Genomic DNA, 17,441 nt, shown 5'->3' on the forward strand with positions numbered 1-17,441 from the left:
CTTCGTCCCTCGCCGTCCACCCCGCCCCCTCCCTCCCCCACCCGTCCGTCCGGAAGAGAGCAGCTCATGACCCTGTTGCGCGGTGACGCACTGTCCGAAGCCTTCGACCGGGGCTCCGCGGCCTACGACCGGCTCGTCGCGGCCAGCCCCGGTTACCACGCGCATCTGCGTCGCTCCGCGCGACGGCTCGGCCTGGCGGACGGCGGTGCGGGACTGCGCGTCCTGGATCTGGGATGCGGCACCGGTGCCTCCACCGAGGCGCTGATCGCCGCCGCCCCGCTCGCCCGCGTCACCGGTGTCGACGCCGCAGCGGGGATGCTGGAGCGAGCGGCGGCCAAACCCCGGCTATCGCACGTCGAGTTCGTCCACGCCCCGGCGGAGGCGCTGGCCGACCATCTGGCGCCGGGCTCCTTCGACGCGGTGTTCGCGGGCTACCTGTTCCGCAACGTCCAGGACGCCGACGCGGTTCTGCGCCTGGTGCGCCGGCTTCTGGTCCCGTCCGGCCGGCTCGCCGTGCACGAGTACACGCTCGGCGGATCACCGGTGGACCGGGCCGTCTGGAACACGGTCTGTTCGACGATCATCCGGCCCGCCGGACGGCTCACCGGGGACGCACGGCTGTACCGCCACCTCCAGGAGAGCGTGAACACCTTCGATACGGCTGCGGAGTTCGCCGGACGGCTACGAAGGACCGGATTCCAGGATGTCCGCGTCCTGCCACTGCCCGGCTGGCAGACCGGCATCACGCACACCTTCGTCGGCCGCACCGCGCAGGAGGCGTGATGGTGCCGAGGCGGAACGGCCGCGCCGGCCGTCACGGCCGGGACCGGCGGGCCGCCGTGGTCCACGCGCACGGCGGCCGCGCCCGTTTCACGGGAGAGGCTCCTACCGCCGCGGTCGTCGGCGGCGGCCTGGCCGGGATCGCGGCCGCCACCGGACTGGCCGAGCGAGGCGTACGTGTCACCCTCTACGAGAGCGAGCCGGATCTCGGCGGGCGGCTGGCCGGGTGGCCGACCCGGCTCGCGGACGGTTCGACCGTCACCATGAGCCGCGGCTTCCACGCCTTCTTCCGGCAGTACTACAACCTGCGCGGGCTGCTGCGCCGGGTCGACCCCGGTCTCGACTCACTGACGCCGCTGCCCGACTACCCCCTGCGGCACAGCTCCGGACTGCACGACAGCTTCGCCCGCGTCCCGCGCACCCCGCCGCTCAGCGCTCTCGGTTTCGTCGCGCTCAGCCCGACCTTCGGCGTGCGCGACCTGGCCAGGATGAGTCCGCGCGCCGCCCTGCCGCTGCTGGACGTGCGGGTCCCGGAGGTGTACGAGCAGCTCGACGGGGTCAGCGCCCACGACTTCCTTGCCCGCATCCGGTTCCCCGAGGCCGCCCACCACCTGGCCTTCGAGGTCTTCTCCCGCAGCTTCTTCGCCGACCCGCGTGAACTGTCGGCGGCGGAGCTGGTCCTGATGTTCCACATCTACTTCCTCGGCTCCAGCGAGGGCCTGCTCTTCGACGTTCCCTCCGAACCCTTCCCCACCGCCCTGTGGGACCCGTTGCGCGGCTATCTGGAGAGCCACGGCGTCTCCGTGCGCACGAGCACCCCCGTCCGGCAGGTGCGCCCGCAGCCCGACGGCGGCCTCAACGTCACCACAGATCAGGACACCGCGCGCTGCGACGCCCTCGTCCTCGCCCTGGACGGCGCCGGGCTGCGCCAGGTCGTGGGCGCGTCTCCCGAGCTGGGTGACCCGGACTGGCGAGCGCGGATCGGCCGGTCGCGGACCGCTCCGCCGTTCCTGGTGTCCCGGCTCTGGCTGGACCGCCCGGTGGCGCCCGACCGGCCCGGATTCCTCGGCACCAGCGGCTACGGCCCGCTGGACAACGTGAGCGTCCTCGACCGCTGGGAGGGCGAGGCGGCGCGCTGGGCCCGGCATTCCGGCGGCTCGGTGGTGGAACTGCACGCCTACGCGGTCTCGCCGGACGCCGACCGGGGCGTGGTCCGTGCGGAGGCGGTCCGTCAGCTGCACCGGATCTACCCGGAGACGTCCCGGGCCCGGGTGGTCGACGAGCGCCACGAATGGCGGGCGGACTGCCCGATGTTCCCGGTGGGCGGCTACCGGGACCGGCCGGGCGTTCGCAGCCCGGATCCTGCCGTCACGGTGGCCGGAGACCTGGTCCGCACCGGTCTGCCGGTGGCGCTGATGGAACGCGCGGCCACCAGCGGGTTCCTCGCAGCCAACGCGCACCTGGAGCGGTGGGGCGTGCGCGGGCAGACCCTGTGGACGGTCCCGCGCACCGGACGGTCCCTGCCGCTGCGGGGGCTCGCCGCGCTCGGCGGCTGACGCACGAACAGGCGGTTCCCCGGCCGGTTTCGCCGGACGTCAGCCGGGGAACCGCCCCTGCGCCCGCAGCTCCCAGCGCCGCTCGGCGTACGCCAGGTCGTCGCGCCACAGCCGGCCGGCCGATGCCCGCATCAGCGGCCGGAGCATCGGCGCCGCCGCCCGGGCCACCGCGAACCCCCGGCGGTCGGAGGCCGCGACGAGTGCCTCGACGACGGCGGTGCGGGGCCGGCCCTGCTCGTCGGGGGCCAGCGGGGTGGCGTGGGTCTCGACGACGGACCCCGCTCCTTCGCCCTCGACGATGTGCATGACGACGGTGCGGGGCTCGGGTGCGGTGAACCTGGCCAGGACCGGGACGACCAACCGCCCGGCCACCCTGAAGGACACTTCGACCAGGAACCCGTCGTCGTCCCCGGTGCTGTCGCCGGGTACGTCCGTCACGGTCAGGTCGACGAAGGAGTACGGGTGGAACCAGGCCCCGTGCCACGGGTCGAGCCGGTTGGCCACCACGTCCTCCGGCTCGCACCGCCCCACCGCGCTGTAGACCGCGTCGACCCCGTCGCCCAGGAGCGGCCGGACCGGAACGCGGGGCCGCTCGGTGGGTTCCTCGCCGCCCATGCGGTCCAGCCGTACCCAGAGCAGCACGCCGTCGTCGAAGGCCGGGTAGGGCTCCCATCCGGCGACCGGCCCGCCGTCCAGGGCGAGACCGTGCCAGTGGCAGACCAGCGTGCCGCAGCGCACGGGGCTCTCCTGGAGTGGCGCCCCGAGGTGGGGGCAGGCCCCGGGGCCGGTGTGCAGCCTGCCGTCGTCGTCGCGCCAGGCGACGACCTCGGTCGAGCCGACCGTGATGCCGAGAGTCTTTCCCGGGGGAAGGTCTCGCGAGGCGCCGATGACGTACCAGTTGCCGGAGGGGCGGCTCTGCGCCCGTTTGAGGGCCTGGGCGATGAGGGAGGGCTTCGCGGCCCGCCAGGTCGGCTCCTGCCGTTCCCAGGGCACGGGTACCCGCCGCAGTCGCAACGGGATGCGGCGTCGCGCGGACGGCCTCACGCGGCCTCCACTCGTACGGGCGTGGCGGTGCCGGTGAGGACGCTACGGGCCGGAGGGGCGGGGCGCCGGAAGGTCACCGTCTTCGTCCGGTGCCGGACCGGGGCGCGGGCGGCGAGCGCGCGGGCGAGGCCGTCCAGCGCCACGACCGCCCGGCGTCGGCGTGGGACGACGGCGCGGCGGTGCAGGACCGTGTAGTCCTCGGCCTCGATCGCGTCGAGGATGCCGCTGTAGAGCACGAACGCCGTACGGATGCAGGGCCGCGCCATCGGGTCCAGCATCCCCAGTCCCGGCAGGGCCCGGCGGTAGACCGTCCTCGTGTGGGCGGCGAACGCCCGCAGCGCGTCGGTGATCCTGGGGTCGCGCGTACTGGTGCGCCGGCTCCACTCCAGACGTGCCCGGTCCACTCCGTGCGCGGCGATCAGGTCGGCCGGAAGGTAGAGCCTGCCCCGGTCCAGGTCCTCGCCGACGTCCCGCAGGAAATTGGTGAGCTGGAAGGCGATGCCGAGCGCGGCCGCGGGCCCGGCGGCTTCCTCCTGCCGGGTCACCGTTCCGAGCACCGGCAGCATCTGCAGGCCGATCACCGCGGCCGACCCGTGCATGTAGCCGTCCAGGTCGTCCAGCGAGGCGTAGCCGGTGATCGTCAGATCGCTGCGCATGGAGGCCAGGAAGTCGGCGAAGTGCCGGTGGTCGATGCCGTAGCGGTCGGCCGTGTCGACGAGTGCGCGGATCACGGGTTCGGTGGCCCGTCCGTCGCGCAGCCCGTTCTCCAGCTGGGTCTCCAGAGCCGTCAGGGCCGCGGCGCGCTCCTCGGCGGTGGCGGTGGAGTCGAGGTCGTCCACGATGTCGTCGGCCCAGCGGGCGAAGCCGTACAGGGCGTGTACGGCCACCCGCCTGTCCACGGGCAGCAGCCGCGTCGCGAGGAAGTAGGTCTTCCCGTGCCGGGCGTTGAGGTCGCGGCAGCGGGTGTAGGCGGCGCGGAGGCCAGGCTCGTGGATGCCTGCGGCATCCAGCTCACGGGCGGTCATACGGCGGCGCCTCTCGTGCGTCGGGCTGGGGCGGCGGGTGGGCCGGTGATCCTCTGCGCCGCCAGCTTCCCCGAGATCAGCACGGTCGGCACGCCGACGCCCGGAGAGGTGCCGCACCCGGCGAGGACGGCGTTGGCGGTGCCCCGCACCAGGTTGCGCGGGCGGAACGGGCCGGTCTGGGGGAAGGTGTGGGCCACCGCGAAGGGTGTGCCGGCCCCGTGCCCCTGGGCGGTCCAGTCGACGGGGGTGACCAGCCCCTCCTGCTCGATCGCCGCACCCAGCCCCGGCATCTCGCGCCGGTCCAGCCAGGTGAGCAGCTCGTCCCGATAGCGGGGGCCCAGCTCCCGCCACTCGCGCACGCCGGGCCCGATCGTGGTGTTCGGGCAGGGCGCGAGGATGTAGTGGAGGTGCTTGCCGGGCGGGGCGAGGGAGGGGTCGGTGGCCGTGGGCCGGGTGATCAGGAGCGAGGGGTCCGACATCAGCTCGCCGGTGCGGGTGAGCTGGCGGAAGGTGCTCTTCCAGGCGGCCCCGAAGGAGATGGTGTGGTGCGCGAGATCCGGCCACGTACGGTCCGTGCCCGCGTGCAGGATCACCGCGGACGGCGAGTGCCTCAGCGGCAGCGGCCGGCGCGGGGCGTGGCCCAGGAGACCGTAGCTGACGGGCAGATCGGGGGTCAGGACCACCGCGTCGCACGGGATGCGTTCTTGGTCCGTGACGACCGCGGTGATCCGGTCGCCGGAACGCTCCAGCCGCTGCACCGTCTGCCCGTAGCGGAAGTCGCCTCCCGCGTCGGCGGCCGTCCGGGCCATCGCGGTGGGCAGGGCGTGCATGCCGCCGCGCGGGAAGTACACCCCGGCGACGGTGTCCATGTAGGCGATCACCGCGTACGCGGCCAGCGCCCTGGCCGGGGGCACCCCGGCGTACAGCGCCTGGAAGGAGAAGACCCGGCGCAGCCGCTCGTCGGAGACAAAGCGCCCGATCCGGGCGTCGAGCCGGCCGAACCCGCCGAGAGCCGCGAGCCGCACGAGGTCGGGGTGCAGCAGTTGGAGGGGCGAGTCGAAGTTCGCGTCGATGAAGCGGCGCATCTGCACCTCGTAAAGCCGCTCCAGCCAGTTCCGCAGCCGCCGGTAGCCGACCGCCTGCCGGGCCCCGGCGAACTGTTCCACAGCCGCCTCCATGGCCGCTCCGTCGGTGTGGACGTCGAGCTGTGACCCGTCCGCGAACCTGGCCCGGTAGGCGGGGTCCAGCCGGATCAGTTCCAGGCGGTCGGCCATCCTGTCGCCGACGGCGGCGAAGGCTTCCTCCACCAGGTCCGGCATGGTCAGCACGGTCGGCCCGGTGTCGATGCGGTAGCCGCCCTGCGTCAGGAGACCGGCTCGGCCGCCGGGCAGCGCGTCGCGTTCGACGACGGTCACCGTGCGCCCCGCGCCGAGCAGGTGGAGTGCGGCGGAGAGCCCGGAGAGCCCCGCGCCGATCACCACGACGTGGTCGACCGGCCCCTTGATCGTGATCACTGGGTGCAGCCCCCTTCGACCATGCTGAGTGAGGGGGGCGCAGCCACCGCGCGCAGCAGGGCCTGCAGCCGGCCGCCCGCGTGCGCGTCGATGTCGACGGCCTGGACCAGTCTCCGCGCGGCCCGCTCGCCCAGACGCTCCGCCTTGGCCTCCACCAGCGCGCGGGCACCGGTGGACTCCAGAACGGCGCGTACCTCCCCGAGGCCGTCCTCGTCGAGGTCCGAGTTGCCGACGGCACGGTCCAGCACGGCCAGGGCCCGGTGGTCGCCGGCGGCACCGGCACAGGTACGGGCCATCGCCAGCAGATAGGTCGGCTTGCCCTCGCGGATATCGTCCCCGGAGGGCTTCCCGGTGACGGCCGGATCTCCGAACACCCCCAGCAGATCGTCCCGAAGCTGGAAGGCCACTCCGGCGTACCGGCTCGCCGAGCACAGGGCGTCGGTGGTCCACTCGTCCGCGCCGGCCAGGGCGGCGCCCAGCGCCACGGGCCGCTCCACCGAGTACAGAGCGCTCTTGAGGCAAGCAGTGCGCAGGGCACGCGCCGCCGAGACACCGCCACCGATCTGGCCGCGCAGGTCCAGATACTGCCCGGCGACCATCTCACCGCGCATGGCCCGCCACAGGGCTCTCACCCGGCGTCGCCGCGCGGACGGCAGGAACGTCTCCGTGACCGTGTCATCGGCCCACACCAGCGCGAGATCCCCCGCGAGGATGGCGGCGGAGGCGCCGAAGGCCGCGCCCGCCACGGATTCGGCCGGAAGACCCGCCCGCTCGGTCAGGGCGACGTGGACGGCGGGCCGTCCACGCCTCGTACGCGAACGGTCCATCACGTCGTCCTGGATGAGGGCGCAGGCCTGGATCAGCTCCAGACCCACGCCCAGCCGCAGTGCGGCCCGGGTTTCGGCCCCGCCACAGGCACGCATGGCCCACCACAGCAGGCGAGGCCGCATGCGCTTGCCGCCCCGCAGGGTGAAGTCGGCGACCAGGTGCGCCACGTCGTCGGAGAATTCGGGGTCATGGAGGGCTGCTTCGGCCACGCACTCCGCCAGCACGGACTCGGCCGTCCGCCGGACGGCCCCGACGACATCGTCGTCGACGGCCTGCGCCTCCCGGAGGGACCCTGGGTGCCAGGGCTCGGGCGGGCCGACGTCGGGTGGCACGAGGCCGGCGAACGCGTGGTCCGCGGGCTGCAGACGGCCCATCTCAGGCCCTTTCCGTCGGGGGTGAGGAGGAATAGCGGTCATTCGCTGCATCACGTACCCCGCCAGGCCCTCCCCTATCGAGGCCAGCCGCGTGACAGTGCGTCCGGCAGGTCCTCGCCCCGTCGGACGTACGCGTCCATGCCGAGACCGGGCGGGGCCGCCCTGAGAGGAGCGTCCTCACACCTCCTTGAGCGCGCCGACGACGAGGTCGGCGAGCAGTGCGCCCGCCGTGCCGTCCGGGTCGAGGTCGGGGTCGTAGATGGTGACATTGAGCCCGACGCAGCGCGGGGAGGAGACCAGCGTCCGCAGCAGCGGGGCGAGTTCGTCCGGGAGGAGGCCGCCGTCGTCCGGGCTGTCGACGGCGGGCATGACGCTCGGGTCCAGGACGTCGGCGTCCAGGTGGACCCAGTAGCCGTCGAGGGCGGGCGTCTCCAGGCTCTCCACGGTGGCCCGTGCGAGATCGGCCGCTCCCCACTCCCGGATCTGGCCGACGGTGGCGTTGGGGATCTTCAGTGCGGCCAGTTCGGCCTGGTCCTCGTCCTCGTCCCGCATGCCGAAGAGACGGACGTCCTCGTCCTTGAGGTAGGGGCCGAGCCCTTCGATGTCGCTGAGGTCCGCCTGCCCCCGGCCGGTGGCGATGGCCAGCTCCTCGCCGCCCGCCGCGCCGATCCGGTCGCTGTTGCCGGTGTGCCGGAAGTCGGCGGATCCGTCGACGGCGGCGAGACCGTACCGGCCGATGCGGCGCAGGGCGAGGGCCGCGCCGAGCTGGATGGAGCAGTCGCCGCCGAGGACGAGGGCGAACTCACCGGCCCGTACGTGCCCTTCGATGCGGTCGGCGAGGGTGCGCGTGTAGCGGGCGATGGCGGCGGCGTTGAACACCCCGTCGCCCTCCTGCCAGTCGCCGAGGTCGTAGCGCGGCGGCACCACGACGCCTCCTTCGAGCGCGCCGAGGCGGGCCACGATCCGTTGCTCGCGCAGGGCGCCGGCCAGCTTGTAGCAGCCCGGGACGGTACCGGGAGACGGAGGCCGCAGGCCGAGGTTGGACGGGGCGTCGAGGACCACGATCGTACGCATGCGGATCATCCTCGCCGCGGTGGCGCACCCCCCTCAAGCGGTTTCGCCGACAGGGTGCGGAGCCTGGAACGGCTCTGCGCCCGTCGTCACTTTCCCCGGCGGCGGAAGAGGTAACCGCCGCAGCCGAGTCCGATCAGGAACATGGCGGCCAGGGCGGACCACAGCGGCATCGTCACCTCGGGAATCAGCACCCGGATGGTGACGTCGTTGGTGTTCACGCAGATGAACACGATGACGAGCACGACCACCACGCCGACCGCGATGCGTCCCGGGGTGAGCCATCCCTCAGCACGCCCGCTGTCGCTCGATACGTCCTTGGGGCTCATGGTCCGGCCCTTCCGCTCGTTCCTCGCCCGTCCGGCCCGCCGTCGTGCACGCGGCCGCCCCCCGGGGTCCCAGCATGAGCGGATGCCGGGTCCGGGGGGCGGTGATGTTGCGCCGTTCGGGTGAACGGGCGGGTGGGGGCGTCAGCCCGCCGGGACGACCGGGAGTTCCAGTACGCCGGTGTCGTCGGGGGCGTGGAGGACGGTGACGGGCTTGATGCCCCGGTTGCCGAAGTACGCGGTGTCGCCGGCGGCGATCACGAACTCCAGGCGGTGCCCCTTCTCGTACCGGTGGACGATGCCGGGCAGCTCGACCGTGAAGGGCCGGGTGACGTCGGGGACCCTGACCGGGGAGACGAGCCGGTTCACCAGCTTCCGGCTGCCGTCGGGGGCGACGTCGTAGACCTTGGCGAACAGGACGAGCTTGTCGGAGGCGTCGCCGCTGTGCTGGACCCGCTCCGCCTTCGGCGAGACGACCTTCAGGGTGGCCTTTGGCGCGCCGACGACGTCGAGGGGTGCGGTGAGGGGTTCGCTGCGCCAGCCGAGGTAGGTGCCCTTCGTGTCGTACGGCTTCGGGTCGGGCAGTCCGATCAGCGGGGCGATGGAGCTCTCGGAGTGGCTGGTGGGCACGAGCCAGTTGGTGTACTGGCGGCTGCCGCGCGCGACCTTGGAGCGGTTGTCGACGAGTTTGCCGTCGCCGGAGAGGTAGAGGGACTGCGAGAGGGCGGGGACGTCGGCTGCGGTGCCGTAGCCGCTCTGCCAGTCGCGGTAGTAGGAGAGGGCGGGCCCGGTGTCGACGCCGGTGTTCTTGTGGAGGTAGCGGTCGAACCAGGCCAGCACCCGCTGCCCGACGTGACTGGTCTCCAGATTGCCCTGGCTCAGGTCGAGTTCGCCGGGGACCTGGCCGCCGCTGTGCCCCCAGGACTGCCAGATCATCTTGGTCTCGGTGCCCTGCGCCTTGAGCGTCCGGTAGGTGGCGGTGGCCTCGTTGAGGTTGAAGAGGCTGTCGGCCTGGCCCTGGACGACGAGGGTGGGGGCCTTGACCCGGTCGAGGTAGGAGACGGGCGAGACGCTGCGCGCGTACGCGAGCATCTCCTGCGCCTTGTCGGCCGGGTAGCGGCCGGAGTTGAGCAGCCGGATGGTCTCGCAGGCGCGGGTGGCGAAGTGCAGGCAGTCCAGCCGGTTGATCCGGGAGGGGTCCAGGCTCGGGTTGAGGAGGGGCTGTCCCTCCCCGATCAGATAGAAGCCGTTGGCCCACTGCCACTTGAAGACCCCGGGGGTGTCGGACGTGACTCCCGTGCGCGCCCCGGTGTTGTTGGGGGCGAGTGCGTAGGCGAGGTCGTTCCAGGTGATCAGCGGGACGAGGGCGTCGACGCGGGGGTCGACGGCGGCGGTCGCCAGCTGGATCGCGCCGCCGTAGGAGCCGCCGATCATGCCGACGCGCGGGTCGCCACCGGCGTCCCGGGTGACGAAGTCGGCCTTCGTCCCGTCGTCGGCCGCGCGAACTCCCCCGAGGAAGTCCAGGAGTTCGCTTGCCGCTTGGCCGTCGACGGCGGGGTCGTCGAGGGTGATCAGGCAGCCGGACTTGCCGAAGCCGAGGCCCGAGTAGACGAGCCCGACGTAGCCGCGCTCGGCGAAGGCCTTGCCGATGGCGTCGGTGGAGCCGTCGGACTTGCTGCCGCCGAAGCCGTTGGTGGCGAGGACGGCGGGGGCCGGGTTGTCGGCGTCGGCCCCGGCGGGCCGGTAGAGATCGGCGTCCACCGTGCAGGTGCGGTCGCCCGCCCCGACGGTGAACGTCAGCGGGGTGACGGTGTACGGGGCGGTGTCGGCCCGGGCCGGGCCGGCGAGGACGAGGGGGGCGACGAGGGCCGCCCCGGCGACCGCGACGAGCGGGTCGCGCACTCTGGAAACAGCACCTGACACGAAGACCTCCACACCGAGGGCACCTTACCGACCGGTAAGTATTGGGTCGCGCTCATGCTGTGACACAGGTCATATCCGTGTCAACGCATCGGTCAGCAGTTCTTGACGGATGTTCACTTTCCCGCGTGAAAGCACACACCTCCGCGCCCGCACCGAAGGCGGTGCGAGCGCGGATGAGGGAGCGGCCGAGAAGCTCAGAGCAGGGCGGGCACCTCGACGGTGAGCGTGCAACGCCCGCCGTCCGCCGGTGCGTCGAGCACCGCGGGCAGACCCAGGGGAATCGTCAGCGCGGTCGCCCCGTGGCCGAACCCCAGCTCCTCGACCACGGGTATGCCCAGCGGGCCGAGCCGGTCGGCGAGCACGGCGCGAATCCTCTCGTACGGCCCGCACTCCTGCCATGAGCCACAGGCCACCCCGCCGACCCCGGCCAGGGCTCCGGAGCGCAGGAGCCGGGTGAGGATGCCGTCGAGCCGGTAGGGCTCCTCCCCGGTGTCCTCGATCACCAGCAGGCCGCCGCGGGCGTGGGACCGGCCGCCCGGGGTGCCGGTGTCGGCGGCGAGCAGGCTGACGCATCCGCCGTACAGGACGCCTTCGGCCCGGCCGGGGACCAGGGCCCCGGCCGACGCGAGGCCGAGGGTGCGCACGGTCTCCGGCTCGAAGAGGGTGGCGCGCAGATGCTCACGGGTCGGCGCGTCCTTCAGGAACGTCTCGGTGGCGACCATCGGTCCGTGCAGGGTGGCGAACCCGGCCCGCAGGGCGAACGCCTCGTGCAGCACGGTGATGTCGCTGTAGCCGACGAACGCCTTGGGCCCGGCGGCCCGGATCGCCGCCCAGTCGACCAGGTCGACCATCCGGTGTGCGCCGAAGCCGCCCCGGGCGCAGAGCACGGCCTCCACGGACGGGTCGCACCACGCGGCCTGAAGGTCCGCCGCACGGTCCGCGTCCGCCCCCGCGAGGTAGTCCAACTCCAGGTGCGTGGAACGGACATGGGGCCCTACGACGGGTTCGAGACCCCAGTCGCGCAGGACGGCGAGGCCTTCCTCCAGCCGGTCGGCGGGGACCGGTCCGCTCGGCGCGACGACGGCGACCCGGGAGCCGGGGCGCAGCCGGGCCGGCCGGGTGAGCGGCGCGAGAGGGCCGGGGTCCTGGCGGGTCACGTCGTCAGCTCCAGGGGTGGTACGTCGGGCCGCTCGATGCCGAACGTCTTGGCGTAGAGGGAGAGTTCGGCCTCCAAGGCACGGACCAGGGTCTCCACGCGCCGGAATCCGTGGCTCTCCCCCGCGAAGGCGATGTAGGCGTGGGCGATGCCCCGGCCGGCCACGGCGGCGAGGAACCGCTCGCTCTGGGCGGGCGGGCAGATCACGTCGTCGAGGCCCTGGAGCAGCAGGAACGGGGTGTTCAGCCGGTCGGTGCGGTTCATCGGGGAGCGTTCCCGGTAGCGCTCGGGCACCTCGGCGAACGGGCCGACGAGGGATTCCAGGTACCGCGATTCGAAGTCGTGGGTCTCGTCGGTGGCCCACCCTTCGAGGTCCAGGATCGGGTAGAGGATCGTCCCGCAGGCGTAGAGGTCGGTGCTGGTCAGCGAGGCGGCGGTGGTCCAGCCGCCCGCGCTGCCGCCCCGGATCGCGAGCCGGTCCGGGTCGGCCGCGCCCTCCTCGACCAGGGCCGAGGCGACGGCCGCGCAGTCCGCCACGTCGACCAGGCCCCATGCGCCGCGCAGCCGTTCGCGGTAGGCGCGTCCGTAGCCGGTGGAGCCGCCGTAGTTCACCTCGGCCACGCCGATGCCGCGCGAGGTGAAGTAGGCGATCTCCAGGTCGAGGACGAGCGGGGAGTGGCCGGTGGGGCCGCCGTGCGCCCAGACGACGTACGGAGGCTTCTCGCCCTCGGGACCGGTGTGTTCGGGGTGGTGCGGCGGGTGGATGTGGGCGTGGATCTCGCGGCCGTCGGGGCCGGTGAAGGTCCGCTGCTCGGGGTCGGGATAGTACGCGGGGTCGATGGCGTCCCGGTGGGGTGCGCCGATGGTGCGGGTGCGTCCGGTCGTGGTGTCCAGCTCGACGACCTCGGGGGCGCTGCGGGGGCTCGCCGCGACGCCGACGACCCGGCTGCCGTGCACGGTGAGCGTGTCGGACCAGGCGGTCCAGGGGCCCGGGGCGTCGGCGAGTTCGCCGGTCTCCGGGTCGAGGATGCCGAGGCGGTGGTCGCCCTTGCCGTGCAGGACGGCGATCAGCCCGTTGTCCAGCGGATGGAACCAGCGCAGCCCGATCTTCCATAGCGGCCCGCCGAACTCCTCGCCCCGGGGCGGCAGGAGGCGGCTGCTGGGGACCACGCCGCCCGCGACGACGTCGGGGCGGATGCGCTGGAGCTCCCACCAGCCGGAGAGATCGGAGACGAACAGGAGGCTGCCGTCGCGGTCCCACTCCACCTGGCACACCGATTCGTCGAGGTCCCCGACGAGAGGCCGGACGCCGGTGAACGCGCCCGCTTCGGTGATGTCGGCCAGCATGACCACCGTGCCGTCCCAGGGCATCGCCGGGTGGTCCCAGGCGATCCAGGCGGCCCGCCGCCCGTCGTGGGAGACCTTGGGCCCGGTGACGAACCGATGCCGGTCGTCCGAGAGTTCACGGACCGCCGTGCGGTCGTCGGCCGCCGAGCCGTCCAGCGGTACGGCGGCGACGACCCGTCGTACGTCGGTGGGGGCGGGCCCGGTGAACTCCTCCAGCACGCACCAGACTTCGCCCGCCCTCCCCTGCTCCGGGCGCACCTGCGGGTCCACCCAGCGCAGCCCGCCGCCGACCTCGGAGAGCGGGGTGAGCGGCCAGGGCTCGTCCGGTCCGTCGGGGGCGTAGGCGTACAGCCGCTGGTCGGTGAAGTGGACGAACACCACGAGGGGTTCACCGTTCGCGCGCACGGTGCCGGCCCAGGGCTGTCCGCCGTACTCGATCACCCGGCTGCGGGCGTTCCAGGGGGCGGGCAGCGCGGGTGCGGTGGTGCCGTCCGCGCGGCGGCGGATCAGCGCGCGGCGGCCGCCCTCGGCGGGGCGCGGCTCGGTCCACCAGACCTCGTCCCCGACGGTGCCGAGGTGGTCGGGCCGGCCGTCGTGCGAGGCGGCGAGCGCCGCGTCGATCGGCGACGGCCAGGTGCCGTACGGCGCTGCTGCTGCGGGCACGGTGCTCACGTTGGTCGTTCCCCCCGGGACAAGGCGGTCAGGCGGTGCGCAGGTAGTGGTCGAGGACGCGGACGCCGAAGTGGAGGGCGTCGACGGGGACGCGCTCGTCGACGCCGTGGAAGAGCCGCTGGTAGTCGAAGCCGACGGGCAGCTTCAGCGGGGTGAAGCCGTAGCCGGTGATGCCGAGGCGGGAGAACTGCTTGGCGTCGGTGCCGCCCGACATGCAGTACGGGACGGTGTGCGCGCCCGGGTCGAACCGCTCGACGGCGGCACGCAACTTGGCGTACGTCGGTGAGTCGACCGGCGCCGTCAGGGCCCTCTCGCGGTGGTAGAACTCCCAGTCGACGAGCGGCCCGGTGAGCCGGTCCAGGGTGGCGTGGAACTCCTCGTCGCCGCCGGGGACCATACGTCCGTCGACGTAGGCCGTGGCGTGGCCGGGGATGACGTTGACCTTGTAACCGGCGTCCAGCATCGTCGGGTTGCTGCTGTTGCGGATGGTGTTCTCGACGAGGGAGGCGGCCGGGCCGAGCTTGCCGAGGAGCTGGGCGACGTCGAAGCCGGGGTCGTCGAGGTCGGCGGTGATGCCGTGCAGGGCGGCGATCTCGGTGATCGCGGCCCGGACGGTCGGGGTGAGGCGGATGGGCCACTCGTGCTCGCCGATCCGGGCGACGGCGGCGGCCAGCGCGCTCACCGCGTTCTCCCGGTTCACCTTGGAGCCGTGCCCGGCCCGGCCCTCGGCGGTCAGCTTCAGCCAGCCGGTGCCGCGCTCGCCCGCCGCGATCGGGTACAGCGAGAGGCCGTCGCCCGCGTGGAAGGTGAAGGCCCCGGACTCGCTGATCCCCTCGGTACAGCCCTCGAAGAGGTCGGCGTGCTGCTCGGCGAGGAAGCCGGACCCGTCGGCGGCGCTGTCCTCCTCGTCGGCGGTGTAGGCGATGACGATGTCGCGCGCCGGGCGGAAGCCCTCGCGGGCCCAGCCCCGTACGACGGAGAGGACCATCGCGTCCATGTTCTTCATGTCGACGGCGCCCCTCCCCCACACGACGCCGTCGCGGACCTCGCCGGAGAAGGGGTGCACGGTCCAGTCGGCGGGTTCGGCGGGCACCACGTCGAGGTGGCCGTGGACGAGCAACGCGTCGGCTGAGGGGTCGGTGCCGGGGATCCGGGCGACCACGTTGGTCCGACCGGGGGTGCGCTCCAGCAGCGTCGGCTCGATCCCGGCGTCCGCGAGCCGCTCGGCGACGTACTCGGCGGCCGGGCGCTCCCGGCAGTCGCCGCCGCCCCGGTTCGTGGTGTCGATGCGGATCAGCCCGGAGGTGAACGCCACCACTTCGTCGAGAGCCTGCCGGTCCACGGGTCCGAGCAGGTCGGGGGCCTCAGCCATACTGTTCCTCCACGGCGGCCGACACGATCGTCGTCACCGCCTTGAACGTGCGAATTCCTTCGTACATCGTCGCGCTGGTGTACACGACGCGCCTCTCGCCGCTCGGCGCCACGCCGGGGACGACGGTCGCCGCCGCCGCCAGATGCTCGGCGTCGAACTCCAGCTCGATGGTGAACGTCTTCCCGGCGACGGGGTCACGACGCCCCGCGAGCGCGGTGGCCGCTTTCGCCGCCGCCCGGATGTCGGCGGCGGTACGGGCCGGGGTGCGGCACACCGCCGCGTACCGGGAGACGTAGTCCTTCACGGCGACCTTCCGGGCCTCGGGAGCGTACCCCTCGGCGTCCACGCAGGTCAGGTCGTCGCCGGTGACGAGGACGACGGGCACGCCGTACTCGGCGGCGACGTGCGCGTTGAGCAGGCCCTCGCTGGCGCGGACGCCGCCCAGCCAGACGCCGGTGATGGAGTTGGCGAGGTAGGTGTGGGCGAGGACGCCCTCCGTACCGGCCCCCGTGTGGTAGCCGACGAAGGCCACCGCGTCCACGTCGCCGTGCTGGATGCCCTCCACCATGGACAGCGACTTGTGCTTGCCGGTCAGCATCTGGACCCGTTCGTCCATGTGCTCCAGCAGCAGGTTCCGCATCGACCAGTGGGCCTCGTTCACCAGGACCTCGTCAGCGCCTCCGTCGTAGAAGCCGAGCGCGGCGGCGTTCACGTCCGAGGTGAACATCGACCGGCACCGCTCCCACTGCGCAGTCCCCGGCAGCACGTCGGCCGGCCAGGTGACTCCGGTGGCGCCTTCCATGTCGGCGCTGATGAGGATCTTCATGCCGCCTCACCGTACGCCCCGTGAGCGGCGCGGGCCAGGGAGGGGCGGGCGTGCCAGAGGTCCAGTCCGCTGGAGGGAGGAGACCCGCCGCCGCAGTGCCCTATGGCATCGCCGCGGGCCGTGCCGCGATACTGCGGGGCCCCACCCGGTGAAACGAAAGGGACCCGTGTGACCCACCAACTCCCCGCAACGGCCCGGATCGGTCTCGGCGGTATGGCGCTCCTGCTCGTCCTGGCGGGCTCCTCCCTGCCTGCCGCCGCAGCCCCGTCGGACACCTCCCGCACCCCCGTGGAGGCGACCGTCGAGGAGCAGCGCCTCGACCGGGCCGCCCCGCAGGAGATCCTGCGGCGCAGCGGATTCGACGCCTTCGCCCCGCGCTTCGAGCGAGCCCTGGAGCGCTCGCAGAGCTACGCGCAGGCCGAGCGCACCGTGACCCGCCATGCCTCGGCGCTGTGGCAGCGCGCCGTGGACCGGGCCCAGGGGCGAGGGCCCGCCACGGGCGACCTGAGCCGGGGCGACGACCGCCCGCTGTACTGGGCCCGGCTCGCGCTCAGCCGCGAACTGCGCGCCTGGACGCCCCGGTTCGACCTCGACGACCGGCGGCGCGAAGCCCTGCACTCCGCCCTGGAGACCGCGTCGCGCGGCCAGGGCGACATCCGCTACCCGGGCCACCGGACGAAGCGGGTCCTGGTCACCGGATTCGACCCGTTCACGCTGGACCGGGACGTCCGGATCGGCAACCCCTCGGGGGCGAGCGCGCTCGCCCTGGACGGCACCCCGGTGCAGACGCCCGACGGGCCGGCCGTCGAGCGGGCCCTCGCCCGGCAGCTGCCGCATCTGGACCTGTTCACCACGGTCAGCCAGGGCCGTCAGGGCCGCTTCGACGTGGAACGCACGAACGGCGCCTGGCGCGGCGGCTTCGCCGACAACGAGAACGCCTCCAGCACCGGGCTCGTCCCCGTCGCCGATCCGGCCACGCAGCCGCAGTGGACGTCCACGACCCTCCCGTACCGGCAGCTCACCGAGGCGGACACGGGCCGCTTCCCGGTGTACGACAACACCGAGGTCACCGAGATCCCGGCGGGCGGCACCCAGCCCGTGACCCGGCCCGACGGCCCCACCCCGGGCTCGGCGGCGCGAGCCGGGGGCGGCGGCGACTACCTCTCCAACGAGATCGCCTACCGGGTCACCCTGCTGCGCGACCGGCTCCGCCTCCCGGGCCTGCCGGGCGGCCATCTGCACACCCCCGTGCTCCAGTTCGGCGCGGAGAACACGAACCCGCAGACGGGCACGGTCACCGACCCGGACTTCGAGCGCAACCGCGCCGACATCGTGGGCCAGGTGAGGGAGCTGGTGCGGACGGCGGTGACGGCCACCGGCTGAGCGAGGCCGCGAGCCGCGCCTCGGCATCCCGCTTCAGGATCCCGGCGCGGCGGTCGGCGGCGTGGGATGCGGCGGCTCGCGGGACTGTGGTGCGGCCCGCCGGGGCGAACACTATGAACGCAATGCGCGCGGGGCTTCTCCCCCGGGCGCGGCGCTTCCTAGCATCCCGGCATCCCGGCGCACCCTGTGCCGGGGCAGCCGCACAGACCGTTCCGGCGTCAGCGCCCGCGGGCGCTGACGCCGG

The 17,441-nt window shown here is 73.4% G+C and carries 14 protein-coding genes; 3 read left to right on the forward strand and 11 right to left on the reverse strand.

Annotated elements, in window-relative coordinates; translation table 11 throughout:
- Nucleotides 1–66 precede the first annotated feature (66 nt).
- Both D3105_RS23810 and D3105_RS23815 read left to right on the forward strand, forming a co-directional pair.
- Nucleotides 67–783, forward strand: a complete 717-nt coding sequence (locus D3105_RS23810) for a class I SAM-dependent methyltransferase (protein ID WP_118905092.1) — start codon at nucleotides 67–69, stop codon at nucleotides 781–783.
- A complete protein-coding gene (locus tag D3105_RS23815; protein ID WP_118905093.1) occupies nucleotides 783–2,336 on the forward strand; it encodes an NAD(P)/FAD-dependent oxidoreductase in 1,554 nt (517 codons plus the stop codon). The genes D3105_RS23810 and D3105_RS23815 overlap by 1 nt, the downstream gene beginning before the upstream one ends.
- Before the next feature lie 39 nt (nucleotides 2,337–2,375).
- Here D3105_RS23815 and D3105_RS23820 read toward each other — a convergent pair whose 3' ends face one another.
- The 11 genes from D3105_RS23820 to D3105_RS23870 form a co-directional block, all read right to left on the reverse strand.
- Nucleotides 2,376–3,380 (reverse strand): DUF5914 domain-containing protein, encoded by a 1,005-nt coding sequence (locus D3105_RS23820; protein ID WP_118905094.1) that lies wholly within the window; start codon nucleotides 3,378–3,380, stop codon nucleotides 2,376–2,378.
- A complete protein-coding gene (locus tag D3105_RS23825) occupies nucleotides 3,377–4,405 on the reverse strand; it encodes a phytoene/squalene synthase family protein (RefSeq protein WP_118905095.1) in 1,029 nt (342 codons plus the stop codon). Before D3105_RS23825 ends, D3105_RS23820 begins: the two co-directional genes overlap by 4 nt.
- Nucleotides 4,402–5,919: a phytoene desaturase gene (locus D3105_RS23830; RefSeq protein WP_118905096.1), complete on the reverse strand. Its 1,518-nt coding sequence runs from the start codon at nucleotides 5,917–5,919 to the stop codon at nucleotides 4,402–4,404. The genes D3105_RS23825 and D3105_RS23830 overlap by 4 nt, the downstream gene beginning before the upstream one ends.
- Nucleotides 5,916–7,121 (reverse strand): polyprenyl synthetase family protein, encoded by a 1,206-nt coding sequence (locus D3105_RS23835; protein WP_118905097.1) that lies wholly within the window; start codon nucleotides 7,119–7,121, stop codon nucleotides 5,916–5,918. Before D3105_RS23835 ends, D3105_RS23830 begins: the two co-directional genes overlap by 4 nt.
- Before the next feature lie 177 nt (nucleotides 7,122–7,298).
- Complete coding sequence (locus D3105_RS23840) at nucleotides 7,299–8,195, reverse strand: arginase family protein (protein ID WP_118905098.1); 897 nt, start codon at nucleotides 8,193–8,195, stop codon at nucleotides 7,299–7,301.
- A gap of 86 nt (nucleotides 8,196–8,281) precedes the next feature.
- Nucleotides 8,282–8,521, reverse strand: a complete 240-nt coding sequence (locus D3105_RS23845; protein ID WP_118905099.1) for a LapA family protein — start codon at nucleotides 8,519–8,521, stop codon at nucleotides 8,282–8,284.
- A gap of 141 nt (nucleotides 8,522–8,662) precedes the next feature.
- A complete protein-coding gene (locus D3105_RS23850; protein ID WP_118905100.1) occupies nucleotides 8,663–10,420 on the reverse strand; it encodes a CocE/NonD family hydrolase in 1,758 nt (585 codons plus the stop codon).
- Between the two features lie 215 nt (nucleotides 10,421–10,635).
- Nucleotides 10,636–11,598 carry a S66 peptidase family protein gene (locus D3105_RS23855; protein ID WP_118905101.1) on the reverse strand — a complete coding sequence of 321 codons (963 nt, stop codon included), beginning with the start codon at nucleotides 11,596–11,598 and terminating at the stop codon, nucleotides 10,636–10,638.
- Complete coding sequence (locus D3105_RS23860; protein WP_118905102.1) at nucleotides 11,595–13,616, reverse strand: S9 family peptidase; 2,022 nt, start codon at nucleotides 13,614–13,616, stop codon at nucleotides 11,595–11,597. Before D3105_RS23860 ends, D3105_RS23855 begins: the two co-directional genes overlap by 4 nt.
- Before the next feature lie 28 nt (nucleotides 13,617–13,644).
- Nucleotides 13,645–14,988 carry a M20/M25/M40 family metallo-hydrolase gene (locus tag D3105_RS23865; protein ID WP_118905103.1) on the reverse strand — a complete coding sequence of 448 codons (1,344 nt, stop codon included), beginning with the start codon at nucleotides 14,986–14,988 and terminating at the stop codon, nucleotides 13,645–13,647.
- Complete coding sequence (locus D3105_RS23870) at nucleotides 14,981–15,814, reverse strand: M55 family metallopeptidase (protein WP_118905104.1); 834 nt, start codon at nucleotides 15,812–15,814, stop codon at nucleotides 14,981–14,983. The genes D3105_RS23865 and D3105_RS23870 overlap by 8 nt, the downstream gene beginning before the upstream one ends.
- A 168-nt stretch (nucleotides 15,815–15,982) precedes the next feature.
- On the opposite strand from D3105_RS23870, the gene D3105_RS23875 reads away from it, so the two are divergent.
- Complete coding sequence (locus tag D3105_RS23875) at nucleotides 15,983–17,197, forward strand: pyroglutamyl peptidase (protein WP_118905105.1); 1,215 nt, start codon at nucleotides 15,983–15,985, stop codon at nucleotides 17,195–17,197.
- The last annotated feature ends 244 nt before the right edge of the window (nucleotides 17,198–17,441 follow it).

It is taken from the genome of Streptomyces globisporus, from assembly GCF_003501885.1.
In the GTDB taxonomy this organism is placed as follows: domain Bacteria; phylum Actinomycetota; class Actinomycetes; order Streptomycetales; family Streptomycetaceae; genus Streptomyces; species Streptomyces globisporus_D.

Excerpts from the sequence above, each read along its gene's own strand:
- D3105_RS23825 (WP_118905095.1), bottom strand. The coding sequence starts at position 4,405 with ATGACCGCCCGTGAGCTGGATGCCGCAGGCATCCACGAGCCTGGCCTC.
- D3105_RS23810 (WP_118905092.1), top strand. The coding sequence starts at position 67 with ATGACCCTGTTGCGCGGTGACGCACTGTCCGAAGCCTTCGACCGGGGC.
- D3105_RS23815 (WP_118905093.1), top strand. The coding sequence starts at position 783 with ATGGTGCCGAGGCGGAACGGCCGCGCCGGCCGTCACGGCCGGGACCGG.
- D3105_RS23870 (WP_118905104.1), bottom strand. The coding sequence starts at position 15,814 with ATGAAGATCCTCATCAGCGCCGACATGGAAGGCGCCACCGGAGTCACC.
- D3105_RS23840 (WP_118905098.1), bottom strand. The coding sequence starts at position 8,195 with ATGCGTACGATCGTGGTCCTCGACGCCCCGTCCAACCTCGGCCTGCGG.
- D3105_RS23845 (WP_118905099.1), bottom strand. The coding sequence starts at position 8,521 with ATGAGCCCCAAGGACGTATCGAGCGACAGCGGGCGTGCTGAGGGATGG.
- D3105_RS23835 (WP_118905097.1), bottom strand. The coding sequence starts at position 7,121 with ATGGGCCGTCTGCAGCCCGCGGACCACGCGTTCGCCGGCCTCGTGCCA.
- D3105_RS23865 (WP_118905103.1), bottom strand. The coding sequence starts at position 14,988 with ATGGCTGAGGCCCCCGACCTGCTCGGACCCGTGGACCGGCAGGCTCTC.